General features: G+C 77.1%; 17 protein-coding genes and 1 pseudogene. 14 read left to right on the top strand and 4 right to left on the bottom strand.

Features of this window, described 5'->3' with window-relative positions; all coding sequences use genetic code 11:
• Positions 1-66: 66 nt before the first annotated feature.
• From Ae717Ps2_RS16585 to Ae717Ps2_RS16565, 5 genes are read left to right on the top strand one after another with little or no spacing between them, the layout of a single operon-like run.
• Positions 67-855, top strand: coding sequence for a sugar phosphate isomerase/epimerase (locus tag Ae717Ps2_RS16585; protein WP_075307143.1), 789 nt, complete (start codon positions 67-69; stop codon positions 853-855).
• Entirely contained in the window at positions 852-1,949 is a 1,098-nt protein-coding gene (locus Ae717Ps2_RS16580; RefSeq protein ID WP_083695792.1) for an ABC transporter substrate-binding protein, read from the top strand. Before Ae717Ps2_RS16585 ends, Ae717Ps2_RS16580 begins: the two co-directional genes overlap by 4 nt.
• Positions 1,946-2,959 (top strand): iron chelate uptake ABC transporter family permease subunit, encoded by a 1,014-nt coding sequence (locus tag Ae717Ps2_RS16575; protein ID WP_233147590.1) that lies wholly within the window; start codon positions 1,946-1,948, stop codon positions 2,957-2,959. The genes Ae717Ps2_RS16580 and Ae717Ps2_RS16575 overlap by 4 nt, the downstream gene beginning before the upstream one ends.
• A complete protein-coding gene (locus tag Ae717Ps2_RS16570; RefSeq protein WP_075312008.1) occupies positions 2,956-4,035 on the top strand; it encodes an iron ABC transporter permease in 1,080 nt (359 codons plus the stop codon). Before Ae717Ps2_RS16575 ends, Ae717Ps2_RS16570 begins: the two co-directional genes overlap by 4 nt.
• Positions 4,032-4,829: an ABC transporter ATP-binding protein gene (locus Ae717Ps2_RS16565; RefSeq protein ID WP_020625137.1), complete on the top strand. Its 798-nt coding sequence runs from the start codon at positions 4,032-4,034 to the stop codon at positions 4,827-4,829. Before Ae717Ps2_RS16570 ends, Ae717Ps2_RS16565 begins: the two co-directional genes overlap by 4 nt.
• Positions 4,830-4,985: 156 nt before the next feature.
• On the opposite strand, the gene Ae717Ps2_RS16560 is transcribed toward Ae717Ps2_RS16565, so the two are convergent.
• Positions 4,986-6,227, bottom strand: coding sequence for an MFS transporter (locus Ae717Ps2_RS16560; RefSeq protein WP_075333578.1), 1,242 nt, complete (start codon positions 6,225-6,227; stop codon positions 4,986-4,988).
• A 158-nt stretch (positions 6,228-6,385) separates the two neighbouring features.
• On the opposite strand from Ae717Ps2_RS16560, the gene amiA reads away from it, so the two are divergent.
• From amiA to Ae717Ps2_RS39145, 6 genes and pseudogenes are all read left to right on the top strand, one after another.
• A complete protein-coding gene (gene amiA / locus Ae717Ps2_RS39875; protein ID WP_020625778.1) occupies positions 6,386-6,505 on the top strand; it encodes a streptamidine family RiPP in 120 nt (39 codons plus the stop codon).
• 100 nt (positions 6,506-6,605) lie between these two features.
• Positions 6,606-7,418: a hypothetical protein gene (locus tag Ae717Ps2_RS40065; protein ID WP_283160282.1), complete on the top strand. Its 813-nt coding sequence runs from the start codon at positions 6,606-6,608 to the stop codon at positions 7,416-7,418.
• On the top strand, positions 7,415-8,944 hold the full coding sequence (locus tag Ae717Ps2_RS16550) for a CocE/NonD family hydrolase (RefSeq protein WP_075333577.1): 1,530 nt from the start codon (positions 7,415-7,417) through the stop codon (positions 8,942-8,944). The genes Ae717Ps2_RS40065 and Ae717Ps2_RS16550 overlap by 4 nt, the downstream gene beginning before the upstream one ends.
• Positions 8,941-9,657, top strand: a pseudogene (locus Ae717Ps2_RS40390) (YcaO-like family protein); the annotation flags it as partial. The gene Ae717Ps2_RS16550 and the pseudogene Ae717Ps2_RS40390, both read left to right, overlap by 4 nt.
• 109 nt (positions 9,658-9,766) lie before the next feature.
• On the top strand, positions 9,767-10,303 hold the full coding sequence (locus Ae717Ps2_RS39150; protein WP_233147589.1) for a hypothetical protein: 537 nt from the start codon (positions 9,767-9,769) through the stop codon (positions 10,301-10,303).
• Positions 10,300-11,328: a hypothetical protein gene (locus Ae717Ps2_RS39145; RefSeq protein WP_075333576.1), complete on the top strand. Its 1,029-nt coding sequence runs from the start codon at positions 10,300-10,302 to the stop codon at positions 11,326-11,328. Before Ae717Ps2_RS39150 ends, Ae717Ps2_RS39145 begins: the two co-directional genes overlap by 4 nt.
• A 19-nt stretch (positions 11,329-11,347) precedes the next feature.
• On the opposite strand, the gene Ae717Ps2_RS16535 is transcribed toward Ae717Ps2_RS39145, so the two are convergent.
• The gene (locus tag Ae717Ps2_RS16535; RefSeq protein ID WP_020624380.1) at positions 11,348-12,325 is read right to left on the bottom strand and encodes a proteasome assembly chaperone family protein; all 978 of its coding nucleotides are present in this window, start codon (positions 12,323-12,325) and stop codon (positions 11,348-11,350) included.
• 147 nt (positions 12,326-12,472) lie between these two features.
• On the opposite strand from Ae717Ps2_RS16535, the gene Ae717Ps2_RS16530 reads away from it, so the two are divergent.
• Positions 12,473-13,771, top strand: a complete 1,299-nt coding sequence (locus tag Ae717Ps2_RS16530; RefSeq protein ID WP_075307133.1) for a nitrate/nitrite transporter — start codon at positions 12,473-12,475, stop codon at positions 13,769-13,771.
• A gap of 249 nt (positions 13,772-14,020) precedes the next feature.
• On the opposite strand, the gene Ae717Ps2_RS37360 is transcribed toward Ae717Ps2_RS16530, so the two are convergent.
• On the bottom strand, positions 14,021-14,824 hold the full coding sequence (locus Ae717Ps2_RS37360) for a PadR family transcriptional regulator (RefSeq protein WP_075307131.1): 804 nt from the start codon (positions 14,822-14,824) through the stop codon (positions 14,021-14,023).
• A gap of 186 nt (positions 14,825-15,010) precedes the next feature.
• Here Ae717Ps2_RS37360 and Ae717Ps2_RS37355 point away from each other — a divergent pair, with 186 nt between their 5' ends.
• Positions 15,011-15,364, top strand: a complete 354-nt coding sequence (locus tag Ae717Ps2_RS37355) for a hypothetical protein (RefSeq protein ID WP_075333575.1) — start codon at positions 15,011-15,013, stop codon at positions 15,362-15,364.
• A 96-nt stretch (positions 15,365-15,460) separates the two neighbouring features.
• On the opposite strand, the gene Ae717Ps2_RS16515 is transcribed toward Ae717Ps2_RS37355, so the two are convergent.
• Complete coding sequence (locus tag Ae717Ps2_RS16515; protein WP_075307127.1) at positions 15,461-15,958, bottom strand: MarR family winged helix-turn-helix transcriptional regulator; 498 nt, start codon at positions 15,956-15,958, stop codon at positions 15,461-15,463.
• Between the two features lie 120 nt (positions 15,959-16,078).
• Here Ae717Ps2_RS16515 and Ae717Ps2_RS16510 point away from each other — a divergent pair, with 120 nt between their 5' ends.
• Positions 16,079-16,522 (top strand): CBS domain-containing protein, encoded by a 444-nt coding sequence (locus Ae717Ps2_RS16510; protein ID WP_020624641.1) that lies wholly within the window; start codon positions 16,079-16,081, stop codon positions 16,520-16,522.
• Positions 16,523-16,560: the final 38 nt, after the last annotated feature.

Genomic DNA, 16,560 nt, shown 5'->3' with positions numbered 1-16,560 from the left:
GAAATCGGACACCGGGTGACGTACGTCGCTGGATCGCGCAAACGACAATGACTACGGTTACCGACCATGCTGCTTCTGGGGTTGGCGTCGGTCACCTTCCGTGAGAGATCCGTACCGGACGTCGTGAGCCTGGCGGTCGATGCCGGGTCCGAGGTCGTGGAGTGGGCCGGGGACCGGCACGTCCGTCCCGGTGACCGGGCCGCGGCGTCGGCGGCCCGCGGTGCGTGCGCGGGCGCCGGGCTGCGGATCGGGACCTACGGCAGCTACCACAAGGCCGGGGCGTCGGACCCCGAGGCGTTCGCCGCCGTCGTCGCGACGGCGGCCGAGCTCGGCGCTCCGCGGGTACGGGTCTGGGCCGGGACCGCGGCCTCGGCCGACGTGTCGCCCGCCGAGCGCGCCGCCACGGTGGACGCGCTGCGGCGCTGCGCCGACGCCGTCGCCGAGCAGGGGATGGGGCTGCTCGTGGAGCACCACGTCGAGTCCCTCACCGACGGGCTCGACACCGCGCTGGCGCTGCGTGCCGAGGTCGACCACCCCGCCCTGGTGACCCACTGGCAGCCGCGCGAGCTGCCCGACACCGACGCCTGCCTGGCCGAGGTCCGCGCGCTGCGCCCGCGGACCGTGCACGCGTTCTCCTGGGGGGCCGACGGCTACACCGAGCGGCTGCCACTCGCCGACCGCGCCGACCTGTGGGCCCCGGTGCTCGCCGAGCTCTCCGCGCAGTCCCGCGAGGACGGCACCGACACCGAGGTGCTGCTGGAGTTCGTCCCCGGCGACACCGCCGCCTCCCTGCTCCGCGACGCCGCCGCGCTGCGCGACCTGCAGGCCGGACGCGACCTGGCCGGTGCGCGATGAGCCCCCGCCCGGACCCCCGTCCCGTGCCCGCCGGTGCGGGCGACCAGCCCGCCGCGACCCGAGCCGCCGCCTCGCGCCGATCCGCCCGGTCCACCGCGGCCCGGTTCTCCCGCGTCGCCGCGCTGCTGCCGGTCGCGGTGGTCGCGCTGCTGCTCGCCGGCTGCGGCGGGTCGGCCACGCCCGCCCCGCAGACGCCCGCCGACCGGCCCGCCGTCAGCCGCGACGTCGCTCCGCTGGAGCCCGCGCTGTCGGTGACCGACCCCCGTGGCACCACCGTCACGGTGCCGGCCCCGCCGAAGCGCGTCGTCTGCCTGACCGGCCTGTGCGACGACATGGTCGTCGAGCTGGGCCTCACCCCGGCCGGCACCTCCACCCCGGCCCTGCTGAAGAACCCCGTGCTGCTCGGTGACCGCGCCGCGCAGGTCCCGACGGTGAAGGGCAGCTTCGGCAGCGAGGACGTCGAGTCCATCGCCGCGCTGCGTCCCGACCTCGTGATCGGGCTCGGCGGTGTGCACGAGCCACTGCGCGCGGCGATCGAGCGGTTCGCCCCGCTCTGGCTGGTGCAGCCCACCACCTGGGAGGAGTCGGTCGGCTACCTGCGGAACCTGGGGTCGCTGACCGGCCGCACCGCCGAGGCCACCGCCGGAGAGCAGCGCTTCCGCACCACCCTGGCCGACGGCGTCGAGCAGGCCCGCGCCACCGGCCAGGCCGACCGGAAGGTGCTGCTGATGTACGGCAGCGCCGACACGATCGGCGTCGACACCACCGACACCGTCAACGGGAACCTGCTCGCGACGCTCTACGACTACCCGTTCGTCCCGCGTGGCGCCGACGTCGAGACCGCCAGCACCTACAGCGTCGAGGAGATCCTCGCCCAGGCCCCGGACGTCGTGTTCGCGTTCTCGCTGCTGTTCTCCTCCGCCGACCGCACCCTCACCGACCAGCTCGCCGACAACCCGGTCTGGCAGCAGGTCCCGGCCGTGCAGGCACGCCAGGTGCACGAGATGGACCCGCGGCTGTGGGGCAGCGGGCGCGGCACCCGCAGCCTCGGTGCGATGGTCGAGCAGTCGCTGGCCGTGGTCCCCGGCCGGTGAGACGGCTCCTGGTCCTGCTCGCCGCCGCGCTCGGGGCGGTGCTGCTCGCCGCGCTGGTCCTCGGGACCGGCACCCCGGCCGTCGCACCGCACCGGCTCCCGGCCGTGCTGGGGGCGGCGGGCGGGGTCGAGCACGTCGTGGTCACCGAGCTGCGGGTGCCGCGGCTCGTGCTCGGCGTGCTCACCGGCGCGGCACTCGGGCTGGCCGGGCTGCTCCTGCAGGACGGCCTGCGCAACCCGCTCGCCGTCCCCGAGCTGCTCGGGGTCTCCTCCGGGGCGGCCGCGGCGGTGGCGATCACGATCGTCACCGGGGTCGCGGTGCCCTTCGCGCCGCTGCTGCCCGCGGTCGTCGGGGCCGTCGTCGGGGGCGGGCTCACCCTGCTCGCGATCCGCGGCGCCGTCGGTCCGGCCGCGGTGCTGCTCATCGGCGCCGGTGTCGGCGCGGCGCTGCAGGCGCTGCTGCTCGCCGCGGTCGCGATGACCGGGTCCACCGAGCAGGGCGTGCTCGTGCGCTACCTGCTCGGCTCGCTCACCGGCACCACCTGGGCCACCGTGACCCCGGTGCTGCCCGCGCTGGCGGTCGCGTTCGTCGCGGCCGTCGCGGTGCTGCCGCTGCTGGGGCCGCTGCGGCTCGGCGACGACGCCGCCGCGGCACTCGGGCTGCGCACCGGTGCGGCCCGGGCCGCGGTGCTGGGGGTGGCCTGCCTGCTCGTCGCCGCCGTCGTCGGCCCGGCCGGGCCGGTCGCCTGGGTCGGCTTCCTCGCCCCGCAGCTGGTGCGGGCACTGCACCCGGCGGCCCGGCCGCTGCCGCGGGCGGTGGGCTGCGCCGCGGCGGGCGCGGCGGTGGTCGTCGTCGCGGACCTGCTGGCCCGCACCGTGCTGTACCCGGTCGAGCTGCCGGTGGGCGGGTTCACCGCCGGGGTCGCGGTCGTCGCGGGCGGGCAGCTGCTGGCGTGGCGACGTCCGCGGGCCGTCCGCGCGGCCCGTCCCGGCGCGGTGGTGGCCCGGTGAACCGGCCGGCCGGGCGGGGGACGGTCGGCCGGGTCGCGACGGTCGCGTCCCGGTTCGCCCTCCTGGGGGCGGCCGCCGCGGCCGCGGCCCTGGCCGGGCTGATGGTCGGCACCGCGGTCGGGCCCGGCACCGCACTCGCGGCGCTCGCCGGGACCGCGGACCCGCTGGCCACCGACCTCGTCGTGGGCCTGCGGATGCCGCGGGTGCTGGTCGGGCTCGCGGCCGGTGCCTGCCTCGGCGTCGCCGGGACGGTCCTGCAGGCGGTCCTGCGCAACCCGCTCGCCTCGCCGGAGGTGACCGGGGTGGGGTCCGGCGCGGTGCTCGGCGCGGTGCTGGGGACGGTGCTCGGCGGCCAGGTCGGCACCCCGCTGGGCGTGCTCGTCGTGGCGCTGCTCGGCGGGACCCTCGGCGGCGGTGTGCTGTGGCTGCTCGCCGGCCGCGCCGCCGGGCCCGGCACCGCGGACCCGCTGCGGCTCGCCGTCGTCGGGGTACTGGTGTCGGCGGTGCTCGGCGGGGCGACGTTGCTGCTGCTCACCGCCCGCCCGCAGCTGGCCGGGTCGATGGTGCGGTGGCTGGTCGGCTCGCTCAACGGCCGCGGCTGGGAGCACTGGGACGCGCTGTGGCCGGTCGCGCTCACCGCGGTGGTCCTCGCGGTGCTGCTCGGCCCGGTGCTCGCCGTGCTCGGCGTCGACGACGACCACGCCCGCGGCGTCGGCCTCGCGGTGTCCGGGTGGCGCTCGGCCGCGGTGCTGCTGGCCGTGCTCGCCACCGGCGGGGCGGTCGCGGCGGTCGGGGCGCTCGCGTTCGTCGGGCTGCTCGCCCCGCACCTGGCCCGCGCGGTGCTCGGGTCGCGGGGCGCGGCCGATCCGCGGCTGCTGGTGCCCGCGGCGGCGCTGGCCGGGGCCGGGACGGTCGCCGCGGCCGACGTCGTCGCCCAGCTGCTGACCGCGCTCGCCCCGGTCGGTGACCGGCCGATCGGGGTCCCCGCGGGAGCGGTGACGGCGGTCGCCGGCGCGGTGGTGCTCATCGGGATCGTCCGCCGACGGTCCCGCACGACGGTGGGAGGTGCGCTGTGACGGTGCTCAGGGCCGAGGGGGTGACGGTGCGCTTCGACGGGCGCACCGTGCTCGACGGCGTCGACCTGGCGGTGGACCGCGGACAGTGGCTGTCGCTGGTGGGACGCAACGGCTGCGGCAAGACGACGCTGCTGCGGGTGCTCGCCGGGCTGCACCGGCCCGATGCGGGCTCCGTGCACCTGGTCGACCGGCCGCTGGCCGGGACCCCGCGCCGGGAGGTCGCGAAGCGGGTCGCGGTGCTCCCGCAGGCACTGCCGCCGCTGGGCGGGGTCACGGTGCGGGCACTCGTCGCCCAGGGCCGCTACGCGGTCCGCGGGCCGCTGGGGATGCTCGGCGGCGGCGCCGACGCCGCGGTCTCCGACGCGCTGGCGGCCACCGGCACCCGGGCGTGGGCCGACACCCCGGTCGAGCTGTTGTCGGGCGGGGAGCGCCAGCGGGTGCGGATCGCGCTCGCCCTGGCCCAGGACGCCCCGGTGCTGCTGCTCGACGAGCCCACCACCTACCTCGACGTGCGTCACCAGCTGGAGGTGCTCGACCTCGTCCGGGAGCTGCAGGTGCAGCGCGGACTGACCGTCGTCGCGGTGCTGCACGACCTGGCCCAGGCCGCGCGGTGCGCGGACCGGATCGTCGCGCTGCGCGACGGGCGGGTGCACGCCGACGGGCCGCCCGGCGACGTCGTCGACGAGCGGCTGCTGGCCGAGGTGTTCGGGGTGCGCGGGGTCGTCTCGACCCACGAGGGGCGGCTGACCTGCAGCTACCTGGACTCCACCCCGGCCCGGCCCGTCAGCGCCTGACGGCCCACCCACCCCGCCGGGCGGGCGGGTCGCCGGTGCAGCGACGTGCACGTTTCCGCCCCTGCGAGGGCGGAAACGTGCATCTCGCCGGTCGGGCGCGCGTCGGGATCGGCGCTGCCGGCACCGGGGCGGGGTGTCCCGGACGGGGGCGTCCGGTCAGCCGCGGGCGGCCCGGCGCAGCGGCGGCGTGAGCCAGGCCAGCGCGACCCCGGAGGCCAGCACCGCGGCCCCGGCCGCCAGCCCACCGCGCGGGCCGGCCGGCGTCGTCGCCCCCACCCCGGCCAGCGCCGCGCCGGCGGGGGTGCCGAGGCCCCAGGACAGCATCCGCGCCGTCGTCGAGACCCGGGCGCGGGCGTGCTCGGGGGTGACCTGCAGCCGGTAGGTGACGGCGTTGAGCACGACCGTCGAGTAGGCCGCCCCGAACGCGGTGGCGGCGAGCAGCGCGGGGACCCAGTGCGTCGCCGAGACCACGGCGACCGCGCAGGCCAGTGACACCGGCAGCCCGGCCAGCGCCAGCCGGGCCCCGCCCCAGCGCTCCGACAGCCGTGGGACCAGCCGGGCCGCAGCCAGCCCGCCGACGCCCCAGCAGGCGAACAGCAGGCCGAGCCGGGCGTCGCCGTCGGCGCGGATGCCGAGCACCCGGTCCGCCCACGGGACGGTCATCGCGAGCCAGGCGCCGCCCGCGACGGCCTGGGTGGTGCCGACGAGGGTCAGGGTGCGCACGACCGGGTTGCCCCACAACAGACCCAGGCCCTCCCGGACGTCGGCGAGGATCCGGGTCGGTGCGCGGGTGCCGGGCCCGGGGGACAGGCTCCCGGCGATCGAGCGGATCAGCAGCGCGGAGGCGACCGCGGTGAGCGCGGTGACCGACAGCAGCCCGGCCGGGGCCAGTGTCGCGACCGCGAGCCCGGCCAGCGGCGGCACGAGCAGCTCGACGACGGTCGTCGCGCCGTAGAGCGTGGAGAACGCCGCGGTGATCCGGTCCGGGCCGACCAGCGTGGGCAGGGCGCCGAAGTTCGCGGCGTCGAAGAAGACGAAGCCGGTCTGCACCGCGACCGCCGTGCCGAGCACCTGCCACGGGGTGAGCACCCCCGCCCACCACGCGAGCGGGATCCCCGCCAGCACCAGCCCGCACGCCAGGTCGACGCCGACCATCAGCCGCCTGCGGTCGACCCGGTCGGCCAGTGCGCCCGCGAACAGCCCGAACAGCAGGTAGGGCAGCGCCTCCGCGGTCGCGATCGCCGCGGTCCAGGCGGGTGAGCCGGTCAGCCGGTAGACGAGCACGGGGAGCGCGACCGCCGCGACCAGCGACCCGGCGACCGCGACGACGCGGGCGGTGAGGTAGCGGCGGAGATCGGTGCGTTCCTGCGCGGGGGCGGTCGGGGCCGTCTCGCTCACGAGGTCCTTCCGTCGGGGTTGCGCGAACCATAGTGTGAAACGAGAGTCATCTCCAATAGTAGCGACGAGAGATGCGCCACTGTTGAAAATCGATGTCGATTGTGACCAGGATGTGACGGTCCGGAACCGGACGATGTCACCCACTGGAGGAGAAAACGATGAAGGACATCTTCACCGAGCTCGAGGCCGAGCGCGCCCTGCCGCACAACTCCGCGAGCCACTCCAACGCCCTCGTCGAGAACCCGTTCGCGACCGAGCAGGCTGCCGAGCAGGAGTGACACCCGCCGCGGGCCCGGCACCGGTGACGGTGCCGGGCCCGCGGTCTGCCGTGACCGACCGACGGACCAGGGAGTGCCAGTGGAACGACTGCGACCGGGCGTGAGCGTCTTCGAGGTCCCCGGACGGGGCTCGGCGCTGCGGGAGGCGTCCGGCCGGCTGCGCGGGGTCGACCTGCCGCGCGACACGGTCGAGGCACTGACCCGCTGGTTCGACGGCGTCGACCCGGTGCCGCCGCCGGGGCTCGACCCCGAGCGGGGCGCGTTCGCCGCGGCCGGCTACCTGGACGAGACCCCGGCGCCGCGGACCGCCACCGTGACCGTCGCCGGGCGGGGGGCGCTGGCCGACGCGGTCGCCGCCGCGCTCGCCGGGCCGGGGATGCAGGTCCGGCGCCGGGACCTGGACTCCCTCGCCGCAGTGCTCGTCGGCGAGACCGGCACTGAGACTGATACTGAGACTGGTATCGGGACCGATGCGGTGTGCGCCGTCGCGGACGGACCCGCACCGGCCGCCTGGACCGCGCTGGACATCCTGCCCGCGCACGGGACCGCCTGGTTCCGGCTCGCCGTCGAAGGACGGCACGGCATCCTCGAACCCCCCGCCGTGCACCCCGGCGACGCCGGGCACGCCGACGTCCGCGCCCGCCGCCTCGCCGCGGCCGGATCCGGGCACCCGCACCTGCTCGCCTACTGGGACGCCGCCCCCGCCGCCCCGACCGGCCCCGGTGACCACGCCCTGCTGGCCGCGCTGCTCGCCGCCGACATCCGGGCGTGGATCGCGGGCCACGACACCCCCGCGACCGGCGACCTCGTGCCGGCCGCCCTGCCGGCACGACGCCGTCTGCGGGTGGTCGACCTCGACACCGCCGCGATCGCCGACCACGCACTGCTGCCGGTGCCCGACAGCGCGCCGTGACCGAGCCCGGCCTGACCCAGCCCGACTCGACCCAGCCCGACCCGACCGAGCCCCACCCGACCGGGCCCGACCTGACCGAGCTCGACCTGCCCGGCGCGGACGGGGTCCGGCTCGCCGCGACCCTCGTCCGCCCCGCCGCCGCGACCTGGCCCGCCGTACTCGTCCGCACCCCCTACGGCCGCGGACGGCTGCTGCCCGAGGCCCGCGGCTGGGCCGCGCACGGGTTCGGCTGCCTCGTCGTCGACGTCCGGGGACGCGGCGGCTCGACGGGGGAGTTCCGGCCCTACGCCCACGAGACCGACGACGGCGTCGCCGCGCTCGCCGCGCTGCGCGCGATCCCCGGCTGCGACGGGCGGATCGTGCTGGCCGGCGCGAGCTACGGGGCGCACTGCGCGGTCGCCGGCGCCCTCGCCGACCCCGACGTGTGCGGGGTGCTCGCCGCGGTCCCCGCGCTCGGGCCCGGGGAGACCGCCCGCGAACCCGGCGGCGCCGCCCGGCTGGCCTGCCGGATCGGCTGGTGGTCCGAACACGGTGGACCCGGACACGGTGCGGGTGCTCCGCGCGTCGCCCCGTCGGCGGCCGCGACGCTGCCGGTCACCGCGGCGCTGGCGCCGGCCCCGACCGGCTGGCCCGAGCTGTGGGATGCGCCCGAGGAGACGCCCTGGCTGTGGGACGGGATCGCGCGGGCCGCGATGCCGCTGCTCGCCGTCGGGGGCACCGCGGACCCGTTCGCCGCCCGCACCCGGGAGCTCGCCCGGCGCTGGGGCGGGCCGTCCCGGCTCGTCCTCGGGCCGTGGGGGCACGAGCTCGACGCCTCCGCGCCCGGCGCCGTCCTGGCCGGCCGGCGGATCGGCGCGGTCTACGCCGCCTGGGCCCGCGCCGCGGTCGGGAACCCGCCGCGGGGGCGCGGTGCACTCGTCGCGGTGGGGGAGAGCGGGCGGTGGGTGCGCGCCGGTGACGGGCCGACGCTCGCGGTCGACGCCGTCCCGCCCGGTGGGTTCCCGGTCGCGTTCGTCGCCGACCCGGAGCGGCCCGTGCGGTCCCGGCCGCCGGGCGCGCCGCTCCCCGCCGCCCCGGACCCCGGGCCGGACGCCGACCCCGGCGACCGGGTCGTCGCCCACACTCCACCGCTGCCGGCAGGTGCGCTCGCCGGGCCGCTGGTCGTGACCGTCACCGGTGACAGCGACGCCCCCGACGCCGACTGGGTCGTGCGGATCGGGCTGCGCGGCCACGACCTGGTCACCGCCGTGCACCGGCACCGCGGCCCGGCGACGCGGGAGGTCGTCGTCACCACCCCGCCGGTCGGTGCCGCGCTCGACGAGGGCGACCGGCTGCGCGTCGAGATCGCCGGGCACCACTGGCCCGCGCACGCCCGCAACCCGCACACCGGGCAGGACCCGGCGCACGCGACGGAACTGCGCGCCGACCACCGCACCGTGCACGCACTGCGGCTGGACCTGCCGCACGTCCGACCCGGCCGCGACGAGGTCGCCGCGGCCGCCATCCCCGAGGAGGTCACCCTGTGACGGCACCGACCGTTCCCGTACTGCCGGTGGAGGCGCTGGTCGACCCGCTGAGCGGGATCGTCCGCCGGCTGGTCGACGTCGCCCCCGTCCCGGGGCTGCCCGCGGCCTACACCGCCGTCACCGCGGAGGTGTCCGACGCGCGTCGGCTCGGCGCCTGGCCCGCGGACCGGGTCAGCCTCGGCACCACCTTCGGCGACCGCGACGGCGCCCGCACCGCCGCGCTCGGCGAGGCGGTCGAGCGCTACTGCGGCAACCGCGTCCCGCGCGACCTGCCGCTGACCACGGCCGCGGAGCTGCGCGCCGCGGGAGACCGGTGCTGGGGGCCCGAGGAACTGCCGCTGCTCGCGCCCTGGCAGGACGGACGCCCCTACCTGCGCTTCACCGACGACCTGCCGATCCGCTGGATCGCCGGCGCTGAGGCCGACGGGGAACCGACCTGGCTGCCCGCCTCCTGGGCGCTGCTCAACCACCACAGCGGCGCCCGCCGCGACGAGCCCCGCTTCCACCACCTCAACTACGCCGGCATCGCCACCGGCGACGGCGCCACCGACGCCCACCGCCGCGGCCTGCTCGAGCTCGTCGAACGCGACGCGCTGGAACGCTGGTGGCACCTCGGCCTGCCCTCCCACGGCATCGACCTGGCCTCGGTCCCCGGGCTCGACGCCGCGCTGGCCGGGGCCGCGTTCGACGTCCACCTCGTCGAGCTGCCCACCGAGTACCCGGCCGCCGTGGTCGGGGCCGTCGTCGTCGACCCGCAGACCGGGATCGTCGCCGGGGGGCGGCGCCGCCCGCTTCGACGCCGTCGAGGCCGCCACCAAGGCGGTGCTGGAGGCCGTGCACACCTGGGTCTTCACCCGCGGCCTGCTCGACCCCGACGGCTGGGTGTACGCCTCGATCGACGCCGGGGTCCTCGCCCGCGGCCTCTACCTCGACCACCGCGCCGACCGCCACTACCGCGACGACGCGGGCGAGCGCTACGCCGCCGTTCGCGACCTCGGCGCCCAGGTGCAGGTCTGGCTCGACCCCCGCGTCCAGGAGGAGCACCTGCCCCGGTTCACCGCGCCCGCGACCCACGGTCCGCTGCGCACCGGCCCCGCCGGGGACCTCGCGTCGCTGACCTCGGCGCTGCTCGCCGACGGCCACCGCATCGCCCGTGTCGACCTCACCACGCCCGACGTCGCCGAGACCCCGTGGCGGGTGGTCCGCACCTGCGCCACCGGGCTCGTCCCGAACGCACCCGCCGCGTTCCGGTACTGGGGGCTGCCCCGCTGGCGCGACACCGCCCGCGCCCACGGCCTCGACCTCGACCCGGCCACCGGGCCCGACGGGCTGGTGCACTGCCCGCCGCCGTTCCTGTGACGGCGCCGACCCAGGACACCGCCGCGGCGTTCCGGCTCGCCTGGTCCGGTGCCGACCCGGGCCCCACCGACCACACCACCCGGCCCGCCGAGGCGGCCACCGCGACCCGGCCGGTGCCCCTGGCCCGCGACGGTGACGGCACCGGCGCGCTGCTCGCGCTGTCGCTCGCCGCCGACCCCGACCGGGTCGTCGGCGGGGTGCGGCTGCGCCGGGTGCCCTCGGCGGGCGGCCGCTACCCCGTCGACGCCCGGGTCGGCGGCCGTGTCCACGACCCGCTCGCGCACGCCCTCGACGGCGGACCCGCGACCCCGGACCGTGCTGCCCCGGGTCGTGCCGCACCCGACCGGACCGAACCGGACCGCGCCGAGCCGGGGGCTCACGCCGATGTCGTCCTCGACCTCGTCCCCGAGCGGACCGTGTGGCGCTACGGCCCCCGCTCGCTGCCGGTGCTGCTGCTCGACCTCGGCCACGCGGCCGCCGCCGTCCTCGCCGCCGCGGCGACCCTGCGCCGGCCGCGCACCGCCCACCTCGTCCCCGACGGCGCCCACTCCCGCGTCGTGCTCACGACCGGTCCCGCCCCGGACGACGCCGTCGGGCTGGGCGCCAGCGCGGACCCGCACCCGGCGGCGGTGCTCCGCGCGCGCCGGTCGGCGCCGTTCGAGAACCTGCGCCCCCCGGTCGCCGACCCCGGACTCGACCGGGTCGCCCGGACCCGGCTCGGCGCGGGACAGCACGCCGCCGTGCTCGGCGCGGGCCACCCCCTGCTGGCCGCGCTGACCCGGCGGGCCTGCGGTCTGCCGGACCTCACCGGCGTCGGCGGGCTGCTCGTCGTCACCGGGGACGTCGACCCCGGCCCGGACACCGTCGCCCAGCACGTCCGGGCCGGCCTCGCCGTCCACGACGCCTGGCTGGCCGCGACCGCGGCCGGGCTCGCGGCCCGCCCGGTCGGCTGCTGGGTCGAGGCGGTGCTGCGCGGCCCCGGCGGCCGGGGCCGGGTGCAGCACGCCCTCGCCCTCGGCGGCTGAACCGGCCGGGGCGGACCGGTCAGGTCGCGGGCGGCAGCGGGGGAGCGGGCGGCTCGTGCGGCGGCTCGTCGTCGCCGGACTTCCCGCCGGGCTTGTCGTCGCCCCCGCCGGCGAGGAACCGCTCGAACTCCGCGGCCAGCTCGTCGCCACTGGGCAGCTCGCCGCCCTCCAGGCCGTCCCGCAGGTCACCGGACTCCCGAGCCGCGACGACCTGGTCGTACTGCTCCTCCAGCGCCGACACGACCTGCCCGACCTCCTCCGACCCCGCCATCTGCTCGGCGATCTCGGACTCCGCCTGCTCGGCGGCACGGGTCAGCGTCTCGGTCGGCAGGTAGAGCCCCGCCGACAGCCCCGCGTGGTCCAGCAGCACCCGCGCGGCCTGCGGGTACGCCGAGCGCGACAGGTAGTGCGGCACGTGCACGGCGTAACCCACCACGTCCTGCCCGGCCTGCCCGAGGCGGTACTCCAGCAACGCGGCCGCGCTGCCCGGGACGTCGGCGGTCGCGAACCACGGGGTGTGGCCCTCCACCAGCTCCGGGCGGGTGCCGTGCGCGGTCACCCCGATCGGACGGGTGTGCGGCACGGCCATCGGGATGCCCTGCAACGTGATCACCAGCCGGACCCCGAGCTGCTCGACCAGCAGCCCGACCGCGGCGACGAACCGCTCCCACTGCATGTCCGGCTCCGGACCGGCGAGCAGCAGGTACTGCGTGTCCCCGGTGTCGGTCAGCGCGACGACATCGAGCTCCGGCGGGTCGTAGTCGGCCCAGCGGTCGGTCTCGAACCGCAGCGGCGGGCGGCGCGACCGGTAGTCCACGAGCTGGTCGACGTCGAACCGGGCCACCCGGACCGCCTCGCGCTCGTCGGTCAGCGCGCCGACCGCGAGCGCACCGGCGTTGCCGGCGTCGACGAACCCGTCCAGCACGACGATCAGGACCGGCTCGTCGAGAGCCGGCGCGGCCGGGTCGACCTGGTACAGCTGAGCGGGATCGAGCACCGGCGTCCTCCGAGTCGTGGCGTGCACCGCGACCCTATCCGGAGCCCCCTGTGGGCTGCCCGGTCACCGTGTGATCACCGACCCCGTGTGACACGACCCCGCCGGGACGCCCCGGACAGCCGGGATGGACCAGAATGGCCGTCCGTCATGCACTCGTCACGTCGCGCTTACCTCGTCTGGTCCGTCGGTCTGTTCGCCTACGTCGTGGCGGTGCTGCAACGCAGCTCCTTCGGCGTCTCCGGGCTGGAGGCGGCCGACCGGTTCGACGCGTCCCCGACCGTGCTCGCCGGCTTCCTCGTCCTGCAGCTGCTCGTCTACGCCGCCCTCCAGGTGCCGGTCGGGCTGCTCCTCGACCGCTTCGGCGCCCGCACCATGGTGCTCGCCGGCGCCGTCACCATGACCGCGGCGCAGGTGCTCGTCGCCGTCGCCACCTCGCTGCCGCTGGCCGTCGCCGCCCGGGTGCTCGTCGGCGTCGGCGACGCCCTGACCTTCATCTCGGTGCTGTCGGTGCTGTCCACCTGGTTCCCGCCGCGCCGGGTACCGCTGATGACCCAGGTCACCGCCCTGCTCGGCCAGTTCGGCCAGGTGCTCTCCGCGATCCCGCTCGCCACCGTCCTGCACGCCTACGGCTGGACGACGGCGTTCCTGTCCGCCGCCGGGATCGGTGTCGTCGCCGCGCTCGCGGTGCTCGCCGTGCTCCGCGACCGCCCGCCCGGCAGCCCCGCCCCGGCCCCCGCAAGCAGCCCCCGCGAGGTCCTCGACGGCCTCACGGGCGCCTGGGCCCACCCGGGCACCCGGCTCGGGCTCTGGTCGCACGCCGGCACCCAGTTCTCCGGCCTGGTGTTCGCGCTGCTCTGGGGCGTGCCCTACCTCGTCGCCGGGCAGGGGATGAGCCCCGCCGGTGCGTCGGTGATGCTGACCCTGCTCGTCCTCGTCGGGGCCGTCGTCGGGCCGGTGTTCGGCGAGTTCACCGCCCGCCACCCGCTGCGCCGGTCCTGGCTCGTGCTGTCGGTCATCGGCGCGACCGCGCTGGTGTGGACGGTCGTGCTGCTCGTCCCGCCGCCCGCGCCGCTGTGGCTGCTCGTCCTGCTCGTGGTGGTGCTCGCCGCGAACGGCCCCTGCTCCGCGGTCGGCTTCGACTACGCCCGGACGTCCAACCCCGCGCACCGGCGCGGCACCGCCGTCGGGATCGTCAACGTCGGCGGGTTCACCGCCTCGCTCACCACCACGCTGCTGGTCGGGCTCGTGCTCAGCATGTCCGGCGGCTACACCCCCGAGGCGTTCCGGCTGGCCTGGCTCGTGCAGTTCCCGATCTGGGCACTGACCGCCGTCGCGGTCGTCCTCGCGCGACGCAAGGCCCGCCGGGTCATGGCCGCCGAGGGCACCGTCGTCCCGCCGCTCCGGGAGGCGCTGCGCCGCAACCGGCGCCGGAGACGGGTCCGGTAGACGACGACGGGGGCGGGACCCGATCGGTCCCGCCCCCGTCCCCGCCGGGCGGTCTGCTCACCCGGTGCGATCCGCTCGTCCGGCGAGACTCGCACCGTGCGAACTGCTCGTTCGGCGAGCCTCGCACCGTGCGAACTGCTCGTTCGGCGAGCCTCACACCGTGTGGTCTGCTCGTTCGGCGAGCCTCACACCGTGTGGTCTGCTCGTTCGGCGAGCCTCACTCGGTGTGGTCTGCTCGTTCGGCAAGCCTCACTCGGCGAGCAGCCGGTACAGCGCCTTGCGCGCCTCGGTCAGCGCCTCGGTCGCGGACGCCACCTGTGCCTCGGAGCCGGCCTCGGCGACCTGCCGCGCGGCGGCGGCGAGCCGGCCGAGCTCGGTGACCAGACCGCTCGCCGGGTCGGACTCGGCCTCCTCGGCGTCCTCGGCGAACGGCGCCCACACCGCGTCGAGCTCCGCGCGGTGCTCCTCGACGTGCCGGGTGCCCTCCTCGGTCAGGTGCACGACCCTGCGGCCCTCGGTCTGCTCGGAACGCACCAGACCCTCGTCCTCCAGCTGGGACAGCATCGGGTAGACCGAGCCGGGGCTCGGCTTCCACTGCCCGCCGGAGCGACCGGTGATCTCCTGGATGATCTCGTAACCGTGCCGCGGGCCGTCGGCGACGACCGCGAGCACCGCGGTGCGCACGTCGCCGCGGGCACGCTTGCCGCGGCGGCCGCGATGCCCACCCGGGCCGAACCCGGGGCCGAAGGCGCCGGGCCCGAACCCGCCCGGGCCGAAGGGACCGCCGGGGCCGAACGGCCCACCGGGGCCGAACCCGCGGCCGGGGCCGAAGCCCCGCCCGTCAGGGCCACGTCCTCGGCCGCGGGTGCGGCCCCGGCGGTGGCCGGGTCCGCCCTCGTGGCGGGTGTCGTCACGGTCGTCGCCGTGGAAGTCGGGGGTGTCGTGCATGGCTGCCTCCTCCGGGCCGCAGGGGAACCCGGCGCCGCGGTGGCCCCGGGGGTGTCGGTGGGTGCGGGGCCCGAACGGGCTCCGGAACATGTCGCGCGTGGTCATGACGCGTCGTCCTCTCGTCGTGAGCCTCCCTCTTCGATCGGCTCGTGTGCCATCACGATATATCGCGACTGCTCGCCGATGCAACATGGATTGCCCACGAATCTCCTGAGGGTGCGCGCGGCGGCCCGTGGCGGGTTCACTGTCCCGGCGGGCCGGTGGGCGGCCCGCCGGACGTGAGGGGGAGTCGTGGGGCGTCACGACGCAGGGGCCGGTCCGGCCAGCGAGGCACCGGAGGACGGCGAGGCACCGGAGGACACTGCCGAGGAGATCGACCTCAGCGGGGTCTCCGCCGAGCAGCTGCGGGACCGGCTCTCCGCACGGTCCGACGGCCGCGACGACCAGGTCGTCGAGGCCGCGCGCGAGCTGCGGGCGAGCCTGGACCGCCTCGGTGAGGGGCTGGCGGCACGGCGTGCGGCGCTCGTCGGACGGGCGGGGGAGATCGCCAGGGCTGCCGTCCCCTATGTCGGCGGTCTCGTCGCGACCGGAGTGGGGGCGGTGCTGGTGGTGCGTCGGGTCCGCCGTCCGCGCCGCAGTCGGTAGGTCGCAGTCGGGTAGTGCGGCGCGGTCCGACCCGGGCCGCTGCGGGGCGGCGGCCGAGCTCGGCGCACACCCGCAACGGGGCGAAGTCCGTCAGGTTCAGCCCTGGCCGGCGGTCCGGTGCGCCGAGGTCGGGGGCGTCGTCGGGCCCGCCGCGTCGGCCAGCGCGCTCAGCAGCTCCGCCGCACCCGCCCGTCGCTCGGGCGGCACCCGGTCCAGCAGGTCGGCGACCGCGGCGCGCCGGTGGGCGTCGATCTCGCCGATCAGCTCCCGTCCGGCCGGGGTGAGCTCGATGAGCAGGTGTCGTCGGTCCTCAGGGTCGGGTCGACGGTCGACCAGACCGGCCCGGCCGAGACGGACGAGGACGCGGGTGGCGTTCGACGGGTGGACGTCGAGCTCGCGCCCGACCGCGGCGACGTTGGTCTGCCCCGCCTCGGCGACCAGCATGAGGACCCGCAGCTGGGGCACGGTCACGGCATCCCCGGCCGCCGCCACCGCGCGCACGCTGATGCCGGTGAACGCGCGCGCGAGCGCCAGGCCCGCCTCCACCGCCGCGCCGTCCGGGTGATCCCGATCTCGGTCGTCCGTGTCGATCATCCCCGTCCACCTCCCTCACCAGCGATCTTTACCTCGCACTGACCGTTGCGTCGATCAATCTTTGCCATTGCACAACTACTGCGCAAGCGCAACAATAGGGGCCGTCGAAGGGAGAGTTCCATGAAGGTGTCGGACATCCTGCGGATCAAGGGCGACACGGTGCAGACCGTGTTGTCGTGGAACACCATCGCCGAGGCCGCGACCCGGCTCGCCGGACCGCCGGCGATCGGCGCGCTCGTGGTCTCCGACGACGGCCGTCGCGAACGCGTCGACGGCATCGTCTCCGAACGCGACATCGTGCGCCGACTCGCCACCGACGGTGCCGGCCTGCTCGACCTCACCGTCGGCGACATCATGAGCCGGCACGTCGTGACCTGCTCGCCGGAGGACTCGCTCGCCGACGCCATGGGTCTGATGAACCGCTGGCGGCACCGCCACCTGCCCGTCGTCGACGGCGGACGGCTCGTCGGGATGATCAGCATCGGTGACGTCGTCAAGCAGCGGCTGGCCGAGATGAGCACCGAGGCCGGGGTGCTGCGCGACATCTACCTGGCCTCGCACTGACCCGCACTGGCTCGTACTGACCCGCACTGACCCTGGAC

It is taken from the genome of Pseudonocardia sp. Ae717_Ps2 (assembly GCF_001932475.1).
Classification (GTDB): domain Bacteria; phylum Actinomycetota; class Actinomycetes; order Mycobacteriales; family Pseudonocardiaceae; genus Pseudonocardia.
This window is presented reverse-complemented; position numbering and strand designations above follow the sequence as displayed.